Annotated in this window: 20 protein-coding genes; 10 read left to right on the top strand and 10 right to left on the bottom strand. The window is 65.2% G+C overall.

Annotated features, from left to right (window positions below; genetic code table 11):
• Positions 1 to 7 precede the first annotated feature (7 nt).
• Together LY284_RS30575 and LY284_RS30580 are read right to left on the bottom strand one after the other, a co-directional pair.
• Positions 8 to 1348: a TAXI family TRAP transporter solute-binding subunit gene (locus tag LY284_RS30575; protein ID WP_374730236.1), complete on the bottom strand. Its 1341-nt coding sequence runs from the start codon at positions 1346 to 1348 to the stop codon at positions 8 to 10.
• 177 nt (positions 1349 to 1525) lie between these two features.
• On the bottom strand, positions 1526 to 2635 hold the full coding sequence (locus LY284_RS30580; protein WP_375294306.1) for a hypothetical protein: 1110 nt from the start codon (positions 2633 to 2635) through the stop codon (positions 1526 to 1528).
• A gap of 248 nt (positions 2636 to 2883) precedes the next feature.
• Between LY284_RS30580 and LY284_RS30585 the strand changes: the two genes are divergently transcribed.
• Positions 2884 to 3837 carry a D-2-hydroxyacid dehydrogenase family protein gene (locus LY284_RS30585; RefSeq protein ID WP_233389911.1) on the top strand — a complete coding sequence of 318 codons (954 nt, stop codon included), beginning with the start codon at positions 2884 to 2886 and terminating at the stop codon, positions 3835 to 3837.
• Between the two features lie 6 nt (positions 3838 to 3843).
• Here the strand turns inward: LY284_RS30585 and LY284_RS30590 are convergent, their stop codons facing one another.
• Both LY284_RS30590 and LY284_RS30595 read right to left on the bottom strand, forming a co-directional pair.
• Positions 3844 to 4383, bottom strand: a complete 540-nt coding sequence (locus LY284_RS30590) for a TetR/AcrR family transcriptional regulator (RefSeq protein ID WP_233389913.1) — start codon at positions 4381 to 4383, stop codon at positions 3844 to 3846.
• Positions 4384 to 4441: 58 nt separating this feature from the next.
• Positions 4442 to 4858: a hypothetical protein gene (locus tag LY284_RS30595; RefSeq protein ID WP_233389915.1), complete on the bottom strand. Its 417-nt coding sequence runs from the start codon at positions 4856 to 4858 to the stop codon at positions 4442 to 4444.
• Positions 4859 to 4997: 139 nt separating this feature from the next.
• On the opposite strand from LY284_RS30595, the gene LY284_RS30600 reads away from it, so the two are divergent.
• The gene (locus LY284_RS30600; protein ID WP_233389916.1) at positions 4998 to 6146 is read left to right on the top strand and encodes a peptidyl-alpha-hydroxyglycine alpha-amidating lyase family protein; all 1149 of its coding nucleotides are present in this window, start codon (positions 4998 to 5000) and stop codon (positions 6144 to 6146) included.
• Between the two features lie 68 nt (positions 6147 to 6214).
• On the opposite strand, the gene LY284_RS30605 is transcribed toward LY284_RS30600, so the two are convergent.
• Positions 6215 to 7138, bottom strand: a complete 924-nt coding sequence (locus LY284_RS30605; RefSeq protein WP_233389918.1) for a DNA-3-methyladenine glycosylase — start codon at positions 7136 to 7138, stop codon at positions 6215 to 6217.
• 147 nt (positions 7139 to 7285) lie between these two features.
• Here LY284_RS30605 and LY284_RS30610 point away from each other — a divergent pair, with 147 nt between their 5' ends.
• On the top strand, positions 7286 to 7453 hold the full coding sequence (locus LY284_RS30610; RefSeq protein ID WP_233389920.1) for a hypothetical protein: 168 nt from the start codon (positions 7286 to 7288) through the stop codon (positions 7451 to 7453).
• Positions 7454 to 7467: 14 nt separating this feature from the next.
• Here the strand turns inward: LY284_RS30610 and LY284_RS30615 are convergent, their stop codons facing one another.
• Together LY284_RS30615 and LY284_RS30620 are read right to left on the bottom strand one after the other, a co-directional pair.
• Positions 7468 to 7830 carry a hypothetical protein gene (locus LY284_RS30615; RefSeq protein WP_014252554.1) on the bottom strand — a complete coding sequence of 121 codons (363 nt, stop codon included), beginning with the start codon at positions 7828 to 7830 and terminating at the stop codon, positions 7468 to 7470.
• A gap of 58 nt (positions 7831 to 7888) precedes the next feature.
• Entirely contained in the window at positions 7889 to 8650 is a 762-nt protein-coding gene (locus LY284_RS30620) for a GntR family transcriptional regulator (RefSeq protein ID WP_233389922.1), read from the bottom strand.
• A gap of 163 nt (positions 8651 to 8813) precedes the next feature.
• Between LY284_RS30620 and LY284_RS30625 the strand changes: the two genes are divergently transcribed.
• From LY284_RS30625 to LY284_RS30655, 7 genes are all read left to right on the top strand, one after another.
• Positions 8814 to 10034: an alanine--glyoxylate aminotransferase family protein gene (locus tag LY284_RS30625; protein WP_233389924.1), complete on the top strand. Its 1221-nt coding sequence runs from the start codon at positions 8814 to 8816 to the stop codon at positions 10032 to 10034.
• Positions 10031 to 10795 (top strand): 2-keto-4-pentenoate hydratase, encoded by a 765-nt coding sequence (locus LY284_RS30630; protein WP_233389926.1) that lies wholly within the window; start codon positions 10031 to 10033, stop codon positions 10793 to 10795. Before LY284_RS30625 ends, LY284_RS30630 begins: the two co-directional genes overlap by 4 nt.
• Positions 10796 to 10822: 27 nt before the next feature.
• Positions 10823 to 13861 carry an FAD-binding and (Fe-S)-binding domain-containing protein gene (locus LY284_RS30635; RefSeq protein WP_233389928.1) on the top strand — a complete coding sequence of 1013 codons (3039 nt, stop codon included), beginning with the start codon at positions 10823 to 10825 and terminating at the stop codon, positions 13859 to 13861.
• Positions 13862 to 14117: 256 nt separating this feature from the next.
• On the top strand, positions 14118 to 15419 hold the full coding sequence (locus LY284_RS30640; protein ID WP_045462329.1) for an MFS transporter: 1302 nt from the start codon (positions 14118 to 14120) through the stop codon (positions 15417 to 15419).
• Positions 15420 to 15477: 58 nt separating this feature from the next.
• A complete protein-coding gene (locus LY284_RS30645; protein WP_255724897.1) occupies positions 15478 to 16287 on the top strand; it encodes an enoyl-CoA hydratase-related protein in 810 nt (269 codons plus the stop codon).
• A 1-nt stretch (position 16288) separates the two neighbouring features.
• Positions 16289 to 17521, top strand: coding sequence for a CaiB/BaiF CoA-transferase family protein (locus LY284_RS30650; RefSeq protein ID WP_233389932.1), 1233 nt, complete (start codon positions 16289 to 16291; stop codon positions 17519 to 17521).
• 100 nt (positions 17522 to 17621) lie between these two features.
• Positions 17622 to 18770, top strand: a complete 1149-nt coding sequence (locus LY284_RS30655) for a DSD1 family PLP-dependent enzyme (protein ID WP_233389933.1) — start codon at positions 17622 to 17624, stop codon at positions 18768 to 18770.
• Here LY284_RS30655 and LY284_RS30660 read toward each other — a convergent pair.
• From LY284_RS30660 to LY284_RS30670, 3 genes are all read right to left on the bottom strand, one after another.
• On the bottom strand, positions 18767 to 19816 hold the full coding sequence (locus LY284_RS30660; protein WP_233389935.1) for an aromatic acid exporter family protein: 1050 nt from the start codon (positions 19814 to 19816) through the stop codon (positions 18767 to 18769). The two genes, LY284_RS30655 and LY284_RS30660, sit on opposite strands and share 4 nt — an antisense overlap.
• A 166-nt stretch (positions 19817 to 19982) precedes the next feature.
• Entirely contained in the window at positions 19983 to 20168 is a 186-nt protein-coding gene (locus tag LY284_RS30665; protein ID WP_077161029.1) for a hypothetical protein, read from the bottom strand.
• 128 nt (positions 20169 to 20296) lie between these two features.
• On the bottom strand, positions 20297 to 21526 hold the full coding sequence (locus LY284_RS30670) for a c-type cytochrome (protein WP_233389937.1): 1230 nt from the start codon (positions 21524 to 21526) through the stop codon (positions 20297 to 20299).
• Between the last annotated feature and the right edge of the window lie 48 nt (positions 21527 to 21574).

Below are 21574 nucleotides of genomic sequence, written 5' to 3' on the forward strand. Positions count from 1 at the left end.
ATCGAACTCAGGCCACGCCATGTTCGCGCCTCGATGGGTCGGCGAGACGCGCCCGCACGAAACTGACATGCTCGCGCAGGACATAGAGCGCATCGGCATGGGCGAGCGGCAGCTTCAGCGTGTCGAGCGATTCCTCGATGTAATCGAGCTCGACGAGCAGCGCACGCCGCTCCTCCTCGTTCTTGATGCGCATGGCGCTGCGCTCCACCGCGATCAGCGCGCCGTAATAGCGATAGATGCGCGAACGCACGCGCCATCGATACATCGCGGGCACGACACGCAGCGCCGGAAAGACCAGCACCGCGACAGGCAGCAACAGCAAGAGCGCGCGGTCCGCGATGTTCGCGAGCCAGAACGGCAGCATGCGATACAGAAAGCTCTTGCCGGAGCGGTAATAGCGGCTCGCGTCCTCGCTGATCGGAAATTCATGCGCGACGGGGCTCGGAAATTGCCCCGCGCGCTGCAGCAGGCCGGCCGAGCCATGCACTTCCTGCGCGGCTTCGATAAGCAGGTCGGATAGCGCGGGATGCAGGCTCTGCCGCGCAACGAGCTCGACCGTCGGGCTGATCAGATGCACGGTCTCGGGTGGGATGCGCCGGCCGAGATCGAGCACGCCGGGCGGCAACTCGATCTCGTCGAGATAGGGGAAAAGGCGCGTGTAGGCGCGCGCTTCCTTGAAGTCCATCACCGAAATGCCGGGCACGCGCAAGAGGCGCAGCATGAGTCCGCGTGTGGCCGAATCGCCGGAAAGAAACACGGCGTCGGCTTCGTCGCTGACGAGCTGTGTCGCGGCTTGCAGGCCATCGGTCGGCAGAAGCTGCGTCGCATCGCCGGGATAGATGCCGTTCGCCGCCAGCAGCTTGAGCGACAGCATGCGCGTGCCGCTGCCTTCGCGGCCGATCGCGATGCGCTTGCCTTCGAGTTGCGACAGCAGCGTCAGCCCCTTGCCGCGATAGAACACCACGAGCGGCACATACGACACGCTGCCGAGCGACATCAACTCAGACGCCTGCTCTTTGGTCGCGATGCCGCCTTGCACGAGCGCCAGATCGACGTGTTGCTTCGGGTCGAGCAGGCGTTCGAGATTCTGCACCGAGCCGTCCGAAGGCAGCACCTTCACCGTGATGCCGTTGCGCGCGAGGATCTTCGCGTATTCCTGCGCGACGACATAGAACGAGCTGTCGGTCTGACCCGCGCTCATCGTGATGGTCTTGGGCGGCGCGGGATCGACGAGCCAGTAGACGAGCGCGACGACTAGCGCAATGACCAGCACGACAGGACCGGCGGTCCAGGTGATGTCGTGCAGGACACCCTTGGCATGATCGCGAGGCAGATGCGGGCGCTTCATGCGGTGCCTCGTCATGAGCGAACGGTTTTCACTGCTTGTGCTTGTGCGTCGCGAAAGACAGGGAGCATGTCGTGCCTGTGTCGGAAGCCGCGTTGACTCGCAGTGTAACGCCGTCTGCCGATGAAACGACAAGGCCGGCGCGCGTGCGGCCGGCCTAGCTGTTCCGATGAGGTTTGTTCAAGCCCAGTGCGCGGGGACCCATACCGCGCCGACGAAATGGCCCGGAATCCAGATCGCGCGACGCGGCACGATGTAGACCGTCTTGACCGGCGGCGGAGGCGGGGCGACGTACACGGTCTTGACCGGCGGCGGGGGCGGCGCGACGTACACCGTCTTGACCGGCGGCGGAGGCGGCGCAACGTACACGGTCTTGACCGGCGGCGGGGGCGGCGCGACATACACGGTCTTCGCGGGCGGCGGCGGAGGCGGCGTCACCACGACCGTCGACGAAGCCGGCGGCGGCGTCACCACCACGGTCGTCGAAGGCGGCGGGGGCGGCGGCACGATCACGGGCGCGGCGATCACCGTGGTGCCCGTGACGACCGGTGCCGTCGCGACCGCAACCGTCGTGCTCGATGTCACCGTGCCGCCGCCGACGACTGTCGTGCTATGCGAGCCGTTCGTGACCGTCGCGGTGCCGGACGTCGTCACAACGCCCGGTGCGACGCTGGTTGCGCTGCCCGAATGCGTCATGCTGCCGCCGTTCGCCGTGTTCACCGTGCCGGAGCGGTTGCAGGTGTAGCCCCCGCAGTTCGTCGCCGCCGAGTGCGTCGACGTGTTGCCGTTCGGCCCCGTCACCGAGCCCGACGATGAGTATTGGCCGGGCGCGGTGCGCGTCACGGTATCGCTGCCGGTCGCGGTCTTTCCGTTCGGGCCGGTCGCGCTGCCGGTGTGCGCGCAGCTGCCATTGGCGCAGCTCGTGTCGCCCGCGTGCTGCACGGAGCGGCCATTCGGGCCGTAGGCCGTGCCGGAGTTGGAGAACTGGCCCGGCGCGGTGCGCGTGACAGTGCCCGAATTCGTTGCCACGCGGCCCCACGGATTTTCGACGCCGCCCGCATGCGAGCAGCTGCTGCCGCCACAGGAGCCGAAGTGCGCGCCCTGATATTCGCCGCGGCCCGTGTAGGCCGTGCCGCCGCGCGCCCAGCCGGCGAACGCGGAACTGCTGCACAGCGTGAGGGCGGCGGCCGCGGCGATCACGAGCAGATGACGCGTGCGGCGCTTGCCGGAATTCGCGCCGGAGGAAGACGCAACGCGGACGTTTGAAGCGAAAGTCGATTCGTTTTTCACGGGATGTCCTTCTCGGTTCCTTAGGCCACGTTGCGTTTCGAGTGGCGACGGAAGTGACTATAAATAAAGCCCCCCGCGAAGTCCCGCCGTAACTTATTTCAAGTCATGTCACGCGCGCTTCGCCTTGCCGGACAAGGCGCTGCGGGATTTCGACGCGAGCGCCCGCGGACCGTCGCGACATGAATCGGCGCATTGCGTCACACTCATGGCTGCACATCGCCCCATTCTTCACAACAAACGACATCACCATGCCAACGTCCACTCCGGTCAAGGTCGCCGTCCTCGACGACTATCAGAACGTCGCGCTTTCCATGGCCGACTGGTCGCCGCTCGCCGGGCGCGCCGACATCACCGTGTTCAACGATCACGTTTCCGGGCGCGACGCGCTGCTCGAACGCCTGCGTCCGTTCGAGATCGTCTGCGCGATGCGCGAGCGCACGCCGTTCCCGCGAGACATCATCGAGAGTCTGCCGAACCTCAGGCTGATCGCGTCGACGGGCGCGGCGAATGCATCGATCGATCTGGATGCGGCGGCCGAACACGGCGTGGACGTGCGCCACACGGGCTATGCGTCCACGCCGACGATCGAGTTCACATGGGCGCTGATTCTCGGGATGATGCGCCACGTGCCCGCCGAAAACCGCTCGCTCAAGGACGGCGGCTGGCAGACCATGGTCGGCACGGAGCTGGCGGGCAAGACGCTCGGACTGCTCGGTCTCGGGCGCGTGGGCTCGGCGGTCGGCGCGATCGGCCGCGCGTTTCGCATGAACGTGATCGCGTGGAGCCAGAACCTCACGCGCGAGCGCGCGGAAGAAAAGGGCGTGCAACTCGTGGATAAGGACACGCTCTTCGCGACCTCCGACGTGCTTTCGGTTCACGTGCGTCTGAGCGAGCGCACGCATCATCTCGTCGGCGCAAGCGAGCTCGCGCAGATGAAACCCACGAGCCGTCTCGTGAATACTTCGCGCGGGCCTATCGTCGATAGCGCGGCGCTCGTCGGCGCGTTGCGCTCGGGCACGCTCGCGGGCGCGGCCATCGACGTGTATGACGAAGAACCGCTCGCCGCCGGCGATGCGCTGCGCTCGTTGCCCAACGTGCTCGCCACGCCGCATATCGGTTATGTGTCGGAGGAGCTGTATCGCACGTTTTATGGCGATACGGTGCGCAATATCGTCGAATGGCTGGACGCGCGCAAAGCCTGAGTCAAATCAGGCAGGCGGCAGCAGCGAAAAGAGCGTCTCGATGGACGTGCTTGCGCGGCGCTTGCCGTCCGGGCGCCCCAGCGCGAGATCCATGACCGCGAGCCCCACGACGAGCGCGTGCACCATCGACACATGCTCTTTCGTGACGGCAAGGCCCATTGCTTCGAGCATGCGCGTGATGCGCACCGCGACGCCTTCGGCCAGTTCGCGAAAGAGATTGCGGATGGTCGGCTCCTCGTCGGCGGCTTGCGCGAGCGCCATCAGCACGCGGGTGTTCTCGTGGCGCATCGCGACGTTGGCGATCGATGCGGCCGTGATTCTCGGCGACGTTTCGCCCGCGAAGGCATCGACGGCGGCAAGCTGGCCGTCGATCGCGGCGCGCGCGACGGCTTCGATCAAGGCAAGACGCGTCGGGAAATAGTAGGTCAGATGGCTTTGACGCATGCCCGCGCGCGCCGCTACGCGCGGTTGCGTGAAGCCCGAATAGCCTTCTTCGCGCAATGTGGCGAGCGCGGCGTCGAGTATGCTTTGTCGGCGATCCTGCACGGGACGTGATCCGCAAATTTGGTTGATTTACCAACCTTAGCCTGAGCGATGCACGTCGTCAACCCGAAGGCGGCTGCGGGTTATGCGCGGGGTTCGTGTCGTACTTGCGGATATCCACGATCGCGTCGCTGGCAAGCGCGCGAAGATCGGCTTCGAGCGCGTCGGCGAGCGCCTTGTCATAGACCTCATCGCCATTCACGTAGAGCGTGAACGCTTCGAGATATTTCGCTTTTTTCGCGGGATTTTCGATGGTTTCGCGTGTCCACCGATACAGCGGATAGTGCTCGACGCCATCGCGCTCCGCTTGCGCCACGTAATCGGCGAAGGCGTCGTACTGACATTTCATCTGCGCATCGTGCCTGATGAGCAGCGCATTGATCGGCGCGAGCTTTTCGTGGGCGGGATCATGGCGCGCGAGTGCCGCATGCTCGGGCGCGAGCCGGATTCGAACCTGGTATTGCCACGAGTCGGTCATGATGTCCTTTCAGCGTTGAAAGCGATTGAACGCGCGCCTGCGAATCGGGCGATTCATGCACTACACTTCCTCTCGCATCGCGAAGCAGTCCGGCCATCGACGTTCATCATTGCGGGCGACGAACAAGCGGAGGGTAACGATGAGTCTTCGGCATTCGATGTATTGCGCATGTTGCGATACCGCGCCGGGCAGCGCAAGCCGCCGCGCTTTTCTCGCGCTCGCGGGCCAGAGCGCCGCCGCGCTCGCGCTGTTTCCCCGCTTCGCGCACGCCGATGGCGACGTGCCGTCCATTGCCTACGATTCCGTTCCCGATCCGGTGCGCCTGCCGCGCGATGTGTACTTCGGCGAATGCTCCGGCGTCGCGCTGAATTCGGCCGGTCATATTTTCGTGCTGTCGCGCGGCAATAGCACGGGGCCGGCCTATGGCGCGGCCGCAGCCCAGTTGCTCGAATTCGACCGCAATGGCCGCTTCGTGCGCGAGATCGGGCATAACCTGTATGCGTGGTCGTTCGCGCATACGGTCAAGGTGGACCGGCAGGACAACGTCTGGGTCACGGACAAAGGCTCGGACATGATCATCAAGTTCACGCCCGAGGGGCGCGTGGCGATGGTGTTCGGCCGCAAGCAGGAAGCCTCGGACGAAGAGACCGCGCCGCTCAAGCATCCGAATCCGCCGTTGCCTTCCGAGCCCGGCCGCTTCCGCCAAGTGACCGATGTCGCGTGGGATGCGGCGGGCAACACCTATATCAGCGATGGCTATATCAACTCGCGCGTCGCGAAGGTCGATCGCGACGGCAACTGGCTGAAGTCCTGGGGCGAGCGCGGCAAGGGGCCGGGGCAGTTTCATACGCCGCATAGCATTGCCGTCGATGCGAACGGCATGGTCTATGTCGCCGATCGCAGCAATCGCCGCATTCAGGTGTTCGACGGCGAAGGCAATTTCCAGCGCCAGTTCACGATCGACGTGCCCGTGCCGCCCGATGCGCGGCCGGCAATCGGCAACATGCCCGATGAAGCGGCGATCGCGGCGGGCACGTTCGCGCCGGGTTCGCCGTGGGCCATTTGCATATCGCCGGGACCGAACCCGGCGTTGTATTCCGCCGATGCGTTTCCCGGGCGCATCTACAAGTTATCGCTCGATGGAAAATTGCTCGGCGTGCTCGGACGATCCGGCAAGCAGCCTAAGCAGTTCGGATGGATTCATGAAATGGCGTGTCCATCCGAGAACACCTTGTACGTTGCCGAGTTGCTGAACTGGCGCGTGCAGAAACTCGTCCTGCACGCGTGAGTTTGCATTAACCGTTCGCCACGAGCAGATGGCATTTTGCATGCGTGATGCTGCATGCAATCGCCATATCAACCGCCGCGTGCAAGCCCGGTTTCCATCGCGACACCGTTCCACAGATGCATCGCCGCATAGGCGCGCCACGGCCGCCAGCGTTCGATGTGGGCGCGCTGCTGCGCGGGCTTGCCAAGCGATGGATCGTGTCGCGCGATGGACTGCATGAGAACGAGATCGGCGTCGGGCCACGCGTCGGGATCGCGCAGCGCGCGCATCGCGACATAGCCGACCGTCCACGGTCCGATGCCAGGCATCGCGAGCATGTCGCGTTTCAGGATGTCCGGATCGGCGCCCGGTTCATCGAGCGGCAGCGCGCCTGTCGCGACCGCCTGCGCGAAGCGCTGCACGGTCTCGATGCGCTTCGTCGGCATGCCGATTTTGTCGAGATCGGCGGCGGCGAGCTCGGCGGGCGTTGGAAAGCGCCATGCGGTGGCTTCGTGCGGATGACCTTCGATCCGTCGCCCCGCGCGCTGCACGATGCGGTTCATGATCGTCGATGCGCCTTTCACGCTCACCTGTTGCCCGACGATGGTCCGCACCACGAGTTCGAAACCGGACCACGCGCCCGGCACGCGCAAACCGGGCGCGGCCGCCACGAGCGGCGCGAGCAGCGGATCGCCGCCGAGGCATCGGGCGATCTCGCGCGGATCGGCATGCAGGTCGAACATGCGCGCGATCGGCGCGGCGAGTTCTTCCGCATGGCGCGCCGCCGCGCCTTCGACGCTCACGACAAGCCGCTGCCTGCGCGCATGCGGCCGCACTTCGACAGCGCCGTCGTCGCCGCGCCAGGCGATCGCGCGCCGGTACACGCCGTCCTCGACCGACTCGACGCCCGCCGACGCGCGCCCGCCGATGAATTTCAGCATGCGCGTCCAGTCGAAAGGCCGCTTGAACGGAAGCTCCAGCGTGGCGGTCGAGGTGTCGAATGTCGAATGCATTTTGAATGCCGATTACTGCGGTGGTCGATTGCATGCGATCTTACTCCGGCAGGCGCTCATTCCCGGCTAAGTCTCGGCGGCCAGAATGCTTCACATCGGCAGCAACGAACCAGCAAAACTTCACCGCCAACCAGTCAGGAGCCGGACATGAATGCCTTCTCGATCAGCCTCTTCGCCATTGTCATCGTCGCCGCGCTGGCCGCCGTCGCGCCGGTCACGCGCTATACGCAACACGAGTTCGCGGTGTTGAGCGCGCATGCCGCGAGCGCGCGCAGCCAGATTCAGCCCGCGGCGGGCAGCGGGCTCGCGGCCTGAACACCGCGCGCGGGTCAGGGGCGTTGCGCCACTTCCATCGTGCGCGCGTTCAGCAACTGCCTGAATTCCGGATCGTGCGAAAGCATCTGGCGCGCGCTCGTCACGAGTTGCGGGCTGCGGTCCCATTGGTCGGAGCGCACGACGCAGCGCGCGAGCAAATCGGCGTAGACGGGATCGAGGATCTCGCTGTCCGACATCTCGGTGATCCGGGCGATGCGGACCTTCTCGCCGTGCGTGAGTCCGCGGGTGAGGCAATCGACGGTCGCGCGGTCCATGGCGGCCTGCGCCGTGTCGAAGTCCGGCGAGTGATAGAAAGAAAAGCCCGTGACGACGAGGGCCGCGCCGAGCACGAGGCATGCACTTCGGATCTTGTTCACTGTCTCCCCCGATCGAAGGCTCTGACAGCCTTACTTTCAGGGGAAACGGGCGAGCGTTCTATTCGCTATCGCTCACGCCGTGGCGCTTGTTCGCCGCGCGCTTTCTGGGCGCTTCGGGCTTGACCGTCGACAGCGTGCGCTCGGCGAGCACCGCATCGCGCTTGGAGAGCAGGTGCTTGCGCAAAATGTCGGCCATGCGCCGTCCATCGCGCGTCTCGAGCGCTTCGATCATCTCTTCGTGGTCGCGAATGGCGCTGTCCCACTTCGGCGTCTGAAAGTTCGAGCGAAAGCGCAGCGCCATCAGGCGCCGGTTGATCGACACGTAAGTCTGACGCAAGGCCGTATTGCGCGCGGCCTCGTTGATCTTGTCGTGAATGGCCTGATTGCGGCTGTAGTAGCCGGACAGGTCGTTCTGCGCGCGGCACGCGAGCATCGCGTAGTGCAGCGCCTTGATCTCCGCAATTTCGAGCGGCGTGATGCGCTCGCACGCCAGTTCGCCGGAGAAGGCTTCGAGCCCGCTCATCAATTCGAACATCTCGCGAATGTCGAACTCGCTCATCTGCGATACCGACGCGCCGCGGTTCGGCGAAATCTCGATCAGCCCTTCGGCGGCCAGCACCTTCAGCGCTTCGCGCAGCGGGGTGCGCGATATGCCGAGCGTCTCGCACAGCTTGCGCTCGTTGAGCTTCACGCCAGGCGCGAGCAGACCTTCGACGATAAAGCCGCGCAAGTGATCGACGACGGTGTCGTGCAGGCGCAGCCGCTCCACCTTCGGCAGCGCCGACGACATATGCGTTTCTGGCAAATCGGGATTTTGCATTCAATACCTCGAACTCGTTTTCGGCAATTTTAGCCCAGCGTAAGCGGAAAAAACCGCCAGCGGGTTATCCCTAGGCCATTCGGTCTATGTATTCCTTTACGTGCCCGGCTTGCTGCGTTATTGTATTTTGCATGCAAAATTACATTTTAAAGGACGCGGACCTATGCTGAAGCTCGACTCTCATCCTGCCGGCCGTCACTTTCTGCAGATTCCGGGGCCCAGCCCCGTGCCCGATCGCATCCTGCGGGCAATGAGTTATCCGACGATCGATCATCGCGGCCCCGAGTTCGGCGTGCTGGGCCTGAAGGTGCTCGACGGGATCAAGAAAATCTTCAAGACGAATCAGCCGGTGGTCATCTATCCGGCATCGGGCACGGGGGCATGGGAGGCGGCGCTGTGCAATACCTTGAGCCCCGGCGACACGGTGCTGATGTACGAGACCGGCCACTTCGCGACGCTGTGGAAGAAGATGGCGGAGAACCTCGGCCTGAAGCCGGAGTTTCTGGGTTTGCCGGGCATCGAAGGCTGGCGGCGCGGCGTGCAGGCCGACATGATCGAGAAGCGCCTTCGCGACGACACGCAGCACGCGATCAAGGCCGTTTGCGTCGTGCATAACGAAACGTCGACGGGCGTGACGTCCGATATCGCCGCGGTGCGGCGCGCCATCGATGCCGCGAAGCATCCCGCGCTGCTGCTGGTCGATACCATCTCCGGTCTCGCCTCGGCCGACTATCGCCATGACGAATGGGGCGTGGATGTGACCGTCTCCGGTTCGCAGAAGGGCCTGATGCTGCCGCCGGGGATCAGCTTCAACGCGGTCTCGGAGAAGGCGCGCGAGGCGTCGAAACTGGCAAAGCTGCCGCGCGCGTTCTGGGACTGGGCCGACATCATCGAGATGAACAGGCAGGGTTACTGGCCTTATACGCCCAATACCAACCTGCTTTACGGCCTTTCCGAAGCGCTCGACATGATCCTGAGCGAAGGGCTCGACAACGTGTTCGCGCGCCATCAGCGGCTTGCGGCGGCGTGCCGGGCGGCGGTCAACGCATGGGGACTCGAGATTCAATGCGCGGACCCGTCCGTCTATTCGCCGGTGCTCACGGGCGTGATGATGCCCGAGGGCGTCGATGCCGACGCGGTGCGCAAGCTCATCTACGAACACTTCGACATGTCGCTCGGCACGGGGCTTGGCAAGGCGAAGGGCCGCATGTTCCGCATCGGCCATCTGGGCGATTGCAACGATCTCACGCTGATGGCCGCGCTCGCTGGTTGCGAGATGGGCCTGAAGCTCGCGGGCGTCGAACTGAAGGGCAGCGGTGTCGCGGCGGCGATGGATTATCTGACGAGCCATGTCGCGAAGCCCGCGCTGAAGGCGGCGGCATGAGCGCGGCCTTCGACGCCGACGCGCTCGCGAAGCTGTTCGTCGAGGCGCGCGCGCATCGCACAACGCTCGATACGCTGCCGGAAGGCGCGCGCCCGGCCAGCGCCGACGAAGCCTATGCCGCGCAGGAAGCGACCGTGCGATTCCTGCGCGCGGACATCGGCGGATGGAAAGTCGGCGCGAAGTCGTCCGATGGGCCGATTCAGGGCGCGCCGCTCCCCGCCGATGGCATGCATAAAACCGGCGCGCGTCTCGCGCTGGATGCGTTCGGCAAGCCGGGTCTCGAACTCGAAGTGGCGTTCAGGCTCGGGCGGCGTTTCGAGCCCGGCAGAGGACCGTATCGGGATGAAGACGTGCTGGCCGCGATCGAATCGGTGCATGCGTCGATCGAAGTCGTCGCGAGCCGTTTCGCCGCGTGGCCGGATGTCGAGAAGCCCTGGCAGCTCGCGGACTTGCAGAACCACGGCGCGCTGATCGTGGGCGAGGGCGTGCCCTATGACGCCGCGTTCCCGTTCGTGTCGCCCGCGATGACCTTCACGTTCGACGGCGCGCCGCTCTTTCAGGGCGCACCCGCGAACCCGGCGGGCGATCCGCGCCGCCTGCTCGCGTGGACGGTGAATCACAGCGTGTCGCGCGGCCTCGCCGTGGAACGCGGCACCGTGATCACGGCGGGTTCGTACACCGGCCTCGCGTTTCCTGGCAGGCCCGGCACGGCGACTGGCGTCATCGAAGGCTTGCCCGCCGTCGAATTGCATTTCGCATAACGCATTCATAAGGCCACACAAGCGACGATGCTCAATTCCCCCACCGACCGTCTCGTCAAGCCGATCCATCTGATGCCCGCTTCCGCGCGTGCGCGGCTCGCCTCCACGCCGACGCCGCTGCAGGCGCGCTTGCAGCGCGAACTGAAGGGCGATGTGCTGTTCGACCGCGCATCGCGCGGACGCTACGCCACCGATGCGTCGATCTATCAGATCATGCCGGCGGGCGTCGTCGTGCCGAAGGATCAGGACGACTTGCGCGTCGCGCTGCAGATCGCGCGCGACAGCCATGCGAGCGTGCTGGCGCGCGGCGCGGGCACGAGCCAATGCGGGCAGACGACGGGCGAGGCGCTCGTCATCGACACGACCAAGTGGCTCAACAACATCGTTCGCTTCGACAAGGACGCGCGCACGGTGACGGTCGAGCCGGGCGTCGTGCTGGATCATCTGAACGCGTGGCTCAAGCCGCACGGCCTGTGGTTTCCGGTGGATGTCTCGACGAGCGCGCAATGCACCATCGGCGGGATGGCGGGCAACAACTCGTGCGGTTCGCGCTCGATGGAATACGGGATCATGGTGCACAACGTCGACGCCATCGACGCGATCCTCGCCGACGGTCACGAAGCCGCTTTCGGCACGCTCTCGTCCATGACGGCGGATGCCCGCGTGCGCGATCTCTTCGATGGCGTTCGCAACATCGCCATGCGCGAGCAACAGGAGATGCGCGAGCGCATTCCGAAGGTGCTGCGGCGCGTGGCCGGCTATAACCTCGATCTCTTCGATTGTCAGAGCCCGCTGCCTTTCAGCGCAGACGGCGAACCGAACCTCGCCAACCTGCTCGTCGGATCGGAAGGCACGCTCGCATTCAGCCGTCAACTGACATTGAAGCTCGCGCCCTTGCCGACGTACAAGACGCTGGGCGTGGTGAACTTCCCGAGCTTCTACGATGCGATGGACATGACGCAGCACATCGTGAAGCTCGGGCCCGTCGCGGTCGAGCTGGTCGATCGCACGATGATCGATCTGGCGATGTCGAATCCGGCGTTCAGGCCCGTCATCGAGAAAGCGCTGGTCGGCCGGCCGCAAGCGGTGTTGCTCGTCGAATTCGCGGGCGCGGATCGCGACATGCAGATCGCGAAGCTCGCGCAGCTCGTGGAACTGATGAGCGATCTCGGCCTGCCCGGCGCGGTCGTGCAGATGTCCGATGCCGGTCCGCAAAAGGCCCTGTGGGAAGTGCGCAAGGCGGGCCTGAACATCATGATGAGCATGAAGGGCGATGGCAAGCCGGTGTCCTTCATCGAAGACTGCGCGGTGCCGCTCGAACATCTCGCCGAATACACGAGCCGTCTCACCGAAGTCTTCAGGAAGCACGGAACGGAAGGCACGTGGTACGCGCATGCGAGCGTGGGCACGCTGCACGTGCGGCCGATTCTCGACATGCGCCGCGACGGGGCCGGCAAGATGCGCGCGATCGCCGAAGAGGCGGCGGCGATGGTGCGCGAATACAAGGGCGCGTTCTCGGGCGAGCACGGCGACGGCCTGTGCCGCGGCGAGTGGGTGGCGTGGCAATACGGCCCGCGCATCAACGAGGCGTTCCGCGACATCAAGCAACTCTTCGATCCCGAGAACCGCCTGAGCCCGGACCGTATCGTCGCGCCGCCGAAGATGGACGATACGACCAACTTTCGCTTTCCGCCTTCGTATCGCGAACGCGCATTGACGCCGCATCTCGACTGGTCCGCATGGAACGTCACACGCGATCCGCTGACGGGCGAAGAAGGCCCGGTCAACTCCGGCGGCGATCTGTCCGGCGGGCTCGCGAAAGCGGTCGAGATGTGCAACAACAACGGCCATTGCCGCAAGTTCGACGCGGGCACGATGTGTCCGAGCTATCGCATCACGAAGGACGAGCAGCATCTCACGCGCGGCCGCGCGAATACCTTGCGGCTGGCACTGTCGGGACAGTTGGGCGATGACGGCCTGGCGAGCCGCGACGTGAAAGACGTGCTCGATCTGTGCGTGTCGTGCAAGGGCTGCAAGCGCGACTGTCCCACTGGCGTCGATATGGCCCGCATGAAGATCGAGGCGCGGGCCGCATGGACGGCGCGTCACGGTGTGCGCCTGCGCGACCGGCTGGTTGCATTCCTCCCGCGCTATGCGCCGTATGCGAGCCGCATGCCGGCGCTCGCGCACGTCGTCGAAGAAAGCATGCCGGGCGTTGCGCGCTGGCTGAAGACGAAGATCGGCCTCGCGCCGCAGCGCGCCTTTCCGCGCTTCACGAAGCCTTTTCTGCAGAGCGCGCAGCGCACGCGAGCGGTATCGGCCAGCAAGGAAGTGCTGCTCTTCGTCGATACCTTCAATAACTACATGGAGCCCGACAATGCGCGCGCGGCCCAACGCGTGCTCGAAGCCGGGGGCTATACGGTTCATCTCAACGTGAAGACGGGCGAGCGGCCGCTCTGCTGCGGACGCACGTTTCTCTCGGCCGGTCTCGTCGATGAAGCGAAGGCCGAAGCGCGCCGCGCGCTCGATGCGCTGCTGCCGTATGTCGAACGCGGCGTGTCGATCGTCGGACTGGAGCCGTCGTGCCTGCTTTCCCTGCGGGACGAGTTTCTCGGATATGGCTATGGCGACGCCGCCCGGAAGTTATCGGAAGCCTCGTTCCTGTTCGAGGAATTTCTCGTGCGCGAAGAAGCGGCGGGGCGTTTGCGCCTCGAACTCAAAGCGCTCGACCGGCCCACGGCGATGTTGCACGGACACTGCCATCAGAAAGCATTCGATGCCGTGCGTCCCGTCGAGACAGTGCTCGGCTGGATTCCCGGCCTCGACGTGAAGACGATCGAATCGTCGTGCTGCGGCATGGCCGGTAGCTTCGGCTACGAAGCGGAGCATTACGACGCATCGCAGGCGATGGCGGAGATGTCACTGCTGCCGGCCGTGCGGGCGGCGCGCGATGCACTGATCGTCGCGGACGGCACGAGTTGCCGTCATCAGATCGCGGACGGCGCGCAAAGAGAAGCGCTGCACGTTGCACGCGTGCTCGACATGGCGCTCGATGCAAAGGATTGACGACAAGCGAAAACCAGCGTTCCTTCATTCACCGAAGCACTAAAGCGGACACACGAGCCGCGACCAGGAGACAAGCCGATGACTTCACCGCGCAAACCACGCATCCGCAAATTGCGCCGCCGCACGCAGTAGCAAATAGCACGCAGTTCGAGCAACGCTCATCCGACGTACCCCACGCGAAGTTCCGCATGCCGTCACCCGGCGCCTTTGCATGACGAAGGCGTCCGGCGCACGCACGCGGCTACACCAGGAGACGATGATGTTCCGTCGAGCCACCACGCGCGTTTTGCTGCTGCTATGCGCGATGTATTTCATCACCTATATCGACCGGGTCAATGTCAGCACGGCGGCCAGCCAGTTCGGCGCCGAACTCGGTCTTTCGCACACGCAGGTCGGTTTCGTGTTTTCCGCATTCGCCTATCCGTATCTCGTGTTTCAGATCATCGGCGGATGGGTGGGCGACCGCTTCGGGCCACGCCGCACGCTCACGCTGTGCGCGATCATCTGGGCAGGCGCCACCGTGCTGACCGGTCTCGCGGGCGGCTTCTTTTCGCTGATCGTCGCGCGCGTGCTGCTCGGCCTCGGCGAAGGCGCGACCTTTCCGACCGCGACGCGCGCGATGTCCAACTGGATGCCCGCCGACCAGCGCGGCTTTGCGCAGGGCATTACGCATGCGGCATCGCGGATCGGCAATGCGGTGGCGCCGCCGCTCATCGTCTGGCTCATGGTCGCGACGAGCTGGCGTGGCGCGTTCATCATCACCGGCATCATCAGCTTCCTGTGGGCGGTGGCGTGGGTGTTCTACTTCCGCGACAATCCGCGCGATCATCCGCGTATTACGGAATCGGAATGCGCGACGCTTGCGAGCTATTCGGGCGTGAAGCAACGCGCGCCGGTGCCGTGGCGCACGCTGCTCGGCCGGATGGCGCCCGTCACCGCCGTGTACTTTTGCTACGGCTGGGTGCTGTGGCTCTTTCTCGGCTGGATTCCGCAGTACTTCCTGCACAGCTATCACATGCAGCTTGGCAAGTCGGCGCTGTTCGCGTCCGGCGTGTTCTTTGCGGGCGTGCTCGGCGACTGGCTCGGCGGCTCGGTAACGGACCGCATCCTGAGAAAGAGCGGCAACGTGCGCCTCGCGCGCAACGTGATGGTGGGCGTATGCATGGCGCTGACGCTGCTGTCGCTCGCGCCGATCATGCTGGTCTCCAATATCTCGATCACGCTCGCTGCGGTCTGCCTGTCCGCGGGCTTCTTCTTCAACGAGATGACGATCGGTCCGATGTGGTCCGTGCCGATGGACATCGCGCCGAAGCATGCGGGCACGGCGGCCGGCATCATGAATTCCGGCTCGGCGCTCGCGGCGATCATCAGTCCGGTTCTGGGCGGCTGGCTCATCGATCGCACCGGCAACTGGAACCTGCCCTTCACGGTGTCGATGATTCTCATGGCCGTGGGCATCGTCCTCTCGTTCACGATGCGGCCGGATCGCACGCTCGAGGTGGAGGAAGAAAAGGACAAGGAAAAGGACGACCCGGCGCACGGGCGCAAGTTCGTGTGACCGTGCAGGCGGAGCGGTTCAATGCATTCTGCATGCAATGAACCGCATCGAATAACGCATGCAGCATTCAATCCAAGGAGGCGATGTGGCGGAACCATCCATCCTGATCGAGCGCGACGGCGATATCGCGACGGTCGTCATCGACCGGCCCGAGAAGCTCAACGCAATGACCAAGCATCTCTGGCGCTCGCTGGGCGAAACCATCGAGACGCTGTCCGGCGACGATGCGCTGCGCTGCATCGTGCTGCGCGGCGCGGGCGAAAAGGCGTTCTCGCCGGGCAACGACATCGGCGAATTCCGCACGGATCGCGCCAATGTCGAGCAGGCGCGCAGCTATGGGGCGATCATGCATCGCACTTTGCATGCATTACGCGAATGCCGGCATCCGATCGTCGCCATGATTCACGGCATCTGTGTGGGCGGCGGCCTCGAAATCGCGGCGATGTGCGATCTGCGCATCTGCGGCGAATCGAGCCGTTTCGGCGTGCCCATCAAGAATCTCGGTCTCGTGATGGCGCATGCGGAAATGGAGGGGATCGTGCGTCTCGCGGGACCGGCCGCCGCGCTCGAGATTCTTCTCGAAGGCCGCATCTTCGACGCCAGGGAAGCGCTTGCGAAAGGGCTTGTCACGCGCATCGTCGCGGACGCGGACGTCACCGCGCATGCTTACGAAACCGCGCGGCGCATCGCGGACGGCGCGCCGCTCGTCGCGCGCTGGCACAAGCAGTTCGTGCGCCGCGTGATGGACGCGGCGCCGCTCACCGAAGCGGAGCGCGACGAAGGTTTCGCCTGTTTCGGCACCGAGGATTTCCGCACGGGCTATCAGGCGTTTCTCGACAAGACCCAACCGCAATTCAAGGGGCGATGACATGGCGGACACGAAACTGGCGGCGGGCGCGGGGCCGCTCGCGGGCATGCGGGTGATCGAGCTCGCGCACATCATGTCGGGGCCGATCTGCGGGATGATGCTCGCGGACATGGGCGCGGATGTCATCAAGGTCGAAAAGATTCCGAATGGCGACGATTGCAGGCGTTTCGCGCCGATTCTCGCGAGCGGCGAGTCGGCATCGTTCATGATCGTCAACCGCAACAAGCGGGGCATCGCGCTGAATCTGAAAACGGAAGGCGGCAAGGAAGTGCTGAGGAAGATGCTCGCGAGCGCGGATGTCGTGACTGAAAACTATCGGCGCGGCACGATGGAAAAGCTCGGCATGGGCTACGACACGCTCAGGGCGATGAACCCCGGCCTCATCTATTGCGCGATATCGGGCTATGGCCGCAGCGGGCCGATGGCCGACAAGGGCGGCTTCGATCTCATCGCGCAAGGGCTCAGCGGCCTCATGAGCATGACCGGCGAGCCGGGTCAGGCGCCGATCAAGGCGGGCTCGCCTGTCACCGATATCAACGCGGGCATTCTGGCGGCGCTCGGCATCAGTGCGGCCTATGCGCGAAAGCAGGCGACAGGTCTCGGCCAGATGGTCGATACGTCGCTCTTCGAGGCGGGCCTGCAGCAGATGTACTGGGCCTTCGCGAACTACTTCGCCGATGGCACCGTGCTGCCGAAAGCGGGTTCCGCGAATCCGACGAGTGCGCCGTATCAGGCGTTCCGCACCCGCGACGGCTGGGTGAATATCGGCGCGGCGAATCAGAGCAACTACGAGCGTCTCGTCGATGTGCTGAAGATTCCCGGCCTCGCCGACGATGCGCGCTTTCAGACCAACGCAGGGCGGCTCAAGCATCGCGAGGCGCTGGTCGAGATCCTGAGCGCGCGACTCGCCGAACGCACGATCGGCGAGTGGCTCGCGAGCTTCGACGAAATCGGCCTGCCGAGCGGCGCGGTGCTCGGCGTGCCCGAGGCGTCGTCGCACGAGCAGGCTATCGCGCGCGGGATGATCGTCGAGACGGCGCATCCGCTCGCGGGCCCGATGCGGGGCATCGGCTTGCCGATTCATTTTTCCGAGGGATGCACGAAAGCGTCGCGTCCCGCGCCGCTTCTCGGACAGCACACGGGCGAGGTGCTCGGCGAATACGGCTTCGACGAGGCGCGCATCCAGGCGCTCAAGGACGAAGGCGCAATTCTCGAAACCGGGATTCCGGCATGACGCCGTGCGAGCGGATGGTTTTATGCATGCATCATTCATCATGCAGAATGCAGCGGCGCTATGATCGATGCCTGATCCCACTTCAACGCCACGACTCGCCATGACGCTCGCACCTCCTTCCGCCGCCCGCGTGGGCGACGCCCTTGCTTCCGTCGCCACGCCTTCCCTGACGCTCGATCTCGATGCGTTCGACGCCAATCTCGCCGCGATGTCCCGATTCGCCGCACGGCATGGCGTCGCCTTACGGCCGCACGCGAAGGCGCACAAGTCCAGCGAGATCGCGAAGCGTCAGATCGCGGCGGGCGCGGTCGGCGTGTGCTGCCAGAAGTTGTCGGAGGCGTATCCGTTCGCGGCGGCGGGCATCGCGAGTATTCATGTGAGCAACGAGTTCGTCGGCGCGGACAAGCTCGCGATGGCGGTCGAACTCGCATCGCACGTGCGTCTTTCGGTGTGCGTGGATGCGTTGCCGCAAGTGCCCGCGCTCGGCGAGGCGGCCGCGCGCGCCGGTGTGACGATCGACGTGCTGCCCGAGATCGATGCCGGTCAGCATCGCTGCGGCGTGACGAACGAGGATGCGCTGCTTACGCTCGTCGACGGCATCGCCGCGCACAGCGCGTTGCGCTTCGCGGGCATTCAGGCGTATCACGGCGGCATCCAGCACGTCGCCGACTGGAGCGCGCGCAAGCTCGAAGCGCAGCGCGCCGCGGACATTGCCGCACGCTATCTGCGCGCGCTCGATGCACGCGGCGTGCAATGCGGCATCGTGACGGGCGGCGGCACCGGCACGGTCGAATTCGATGCGGCGAGCGGCGTCTTCACCGAACTGCAGCCTGGCTCGTATCTGTTCATGGACGGCGACTACGGCGGCATCGGCTGGGGCGGGGAGTTGCGCTGGCGTCACAGCCTTTTCGTGCTGTCGACGATCATGAGCGCGACGCGGCCCGGCATGGCCGTGTGCGACGTCGGCCTGAAAGGTCTCGCGGTCGATTCAGGCCTGCCGCGCAGCATGCGATGGCTCGATGCGACCATCGAGGCCGCGCTGACCTACTGCAGCGCGAATGACGAGCACGGCATGTTGCAAGCGCAGCATGCGCCCGGCGACGACTTCGCGCCGCTCGTCGGCCAGCGTCTGCTGTTGCCGCCCGGACATTGCGATCCGACCGTGAATCTCTACGACGAGTACGTGTGTTACCGAGGCGAGCGCGTGACGGACATCTGGCCGATCGATGCGCGCGGTCTCTCGCGCTAGGCCGCGCGTTCCTTGGGCGGATAGATCGTCGCGATCAGCGCATCGAGATCCGCGACGATCAGACCGACGACGAACTGCGCCACTTCCTGCGCACCGTGCGTCGGTTCCTGCGTGGCGAGCATGTGCTTGAGCCCGCTCACCGAAGCACGCACGCGCGCAAGGTTCTCATCGTCCTGACGCGTCGACGCCAGCACGCCCGCAAGCGCCTCGAACGCGGCCTGCAATTCGCGGCCCGTTGCGCCGAGACGCGCGGCGCAGGCCTCGCGATCCGAACGCGATACCGCCTTCGCAAGAAAGAGTGCATCGCTATGTAGCCGCCGCAGAAAGGGCGCAGCTTTGTCGATGGCGTCCGAGCGGCGATTCTGCACGAGCACGATGATGTGTTCGCGCGCGGCTTCCTTCAACGCGTCGTCGAGCGCTTGTTGTGCGTCGGTGCTTTGCGTTTCGAGGTGCTGCGCGCGGGCGTCGTCCGGTTCTCCCGACAGATACAGCCCGATCAGACGACCGAGACTGCTCAAGGTATCCGCGACGCTGCGATGCGCAGCGTCGAGCGCGCGATTCGGCCACAACGCCGCCACGACGAACGACGACGCCGCGCCGATCAGGATCTCCAGCACGCGATGCATCGGCCGCTCGAATGGCGAGCCCGGTCCCGCAGGAATCAGCACGACGATCACGAGCGTCACGCAGGCGAGCCTGAACGCGGGCTGCTTGGCGCTCAACGCGGCGAGCGGCAGCAGCGCGACGCTGAAGACGGCAAGCGGCGGCGCGCCGCGCTGCATCGCGACGATGCCGAGCACGCCCGCGACCGCACCGATGAATGCGCCGATGATCTGGTCGCGCGCCGTATTGACCGCTTGCATGAGGCTTGGCTGCGTCACCACGACGAGCGTCGTGATGAGCGCCCAGTAGCCTTCGGGCAGCGCGGCGAGCCGCGCGGCGCCGTAACTGATCGCGCAACTCATGAGGGTGCGCAGCAGCCGTCTTGCTTCGGGCGCGCCGAAGAAGGCCTGCAGGCTGAATGAGGAAGGGTATATCGCTGCCATGCCTGCATTATGCCAATGCAGCGCGCGGCGAAACGGAAGAAGAACCGCGGAAGGGCCGGCGAGGCAACAAGAGACAAGGCGGCTCACATGCCCCCGCTTGCGGAGCATGCTGCCGCCCTGGTATCGCAACGAACCGAAGCTTTCGACGAAACGTCAGGGTGTGTCGTCAGGTGAGCATCGGCACCGCTTCGATCAGCGCAAGCCCGAGTAACGCCCCGAGCGTCGCGCTGATGAGCTTCGGATGCCAGCGATCCAGATGCAGCGCCGTGAGCAGCGCGCCGATCAGGATGACGCCGAGCAAAGCGAAAACCACCACCAGATAGCCGATTTCAAACTCGTTATTGATAAGCACGACGCTGGCCTCCCGCCGGCACGAAAACCGGCTGACTCGCACATTGCGCCGCGCTGCGGCACGTGTCGGTCCGCCCGCGCGACACTTTCAGTATATATCACGTTGTGATGTATTCAAGCATGACGCACTTAGCGGCCCGGCCCGGCATTCAGCGGCAAGGCCGACGCGCGCGCACTATCGGCGGTCATTTTCGATGCGCCGGGCTTGTAGCCGTTCGATAGCAGCAGGAAGGCCATGATGTCGGCGTAATCCTGATCCTTCATCTTGCCCGGACGATCCGCCGGCATGTTGGTCGCCATGTAGTTGAAGATGCCGCCCACCGTGAGATGAGAATTCGATGCCGGTGCGAACGACGGGCCTTGCAACGCCGGCGCCGTCACGCCCTGAAGCTGCGCGCCGTGGCACTTCGCGCACGCGCTCGAATAGAGCGTCTTGCCGTGCGTCGTTTGCGCCTGCTCGAACGATGGCGGCGCGATGCTCCCTTCGTTCGCGATCTTCACGACGCGGCCCGCTTGCGAGCCGTTCATGTCCGCGAGGACGATGCCGGCATGCCTGGACGCATGCCTGAACGATGAGGTCGCAGGCGCGTCGAGATAGCGCGCCGCCGATGCCGTTTGCGCCGGCAAGCTCCATGGCTTCGTCAATGCCTGCAGGCGGCCCTCGTTGCTCAGGGACGTGAGCGCATCGTCGATGCGCGAGCGCAAGGCCGCCGTCTTGTCGCCGAACGCGAAGGTCAGTTGCCAGTCCGCGTACGGCGAATCGGCGGGGGCCACGGCGAAGCTGCGTTCCGGATGCGCGTTGCGATAAGCGACGACCGCGGGATACCAGACGATCGCGCGTTGCGCGCGTCCGTTCGCCACGGCTTCGACCGTCGCCGCCGAGGTGTTCTCGAGATCGAGCGTCACGTCCTGCTGTTGCACGGCGATCAATTGCGCCGGGCTCGCATACGTCGCGGCGATGGTGCGCTTCGCGGCCTCTTTCAGTTCGGCGCCGGGCGCCTCGATGCTCACATAGCCCGCGCGCAGATAGCCGCGCGAGAAGCGCATCCTGCTGTCGGCCGCATCGGCGACGGCGGAGCGCGGAAAGCCCGCGATCACATCGCAGTTGCGTGCGAGCGTTCTGTCGAGTTCCTTGAGCGATACGCCGTCGTCGTCGCCTTCGCCGATGCCGTCCGCAACGAACGTCGCCGCAATCCGGGCGCGTGCGAAGACGGCTTGCGCGACACCGCGATCCAGCGCCGCCGAAGGACTGCCGGGAAACGTGCAGATTTTCACCGCGGCTTCGGAGGGCGAGGGCGCGAGCGCGATGCATGCGGCCAGCATGCCCGCTGCGCGAATGGAGTGAAATGGATGATTCATATCGATACGTCCGAGGAGATGTGTGAACGCCGCGAACGCGCGCTGCAA

It is taken from the genome of Caballeronia sp. PC1, assembly GCF_021353155.1.
GTDB classification, from domain to species: Bacteria; Pseudomonadota; Gammaproteobacteria; order Burkholderiales; family Burkholderiaceae; genus Caballeronia; species Caballeronia cordobensis.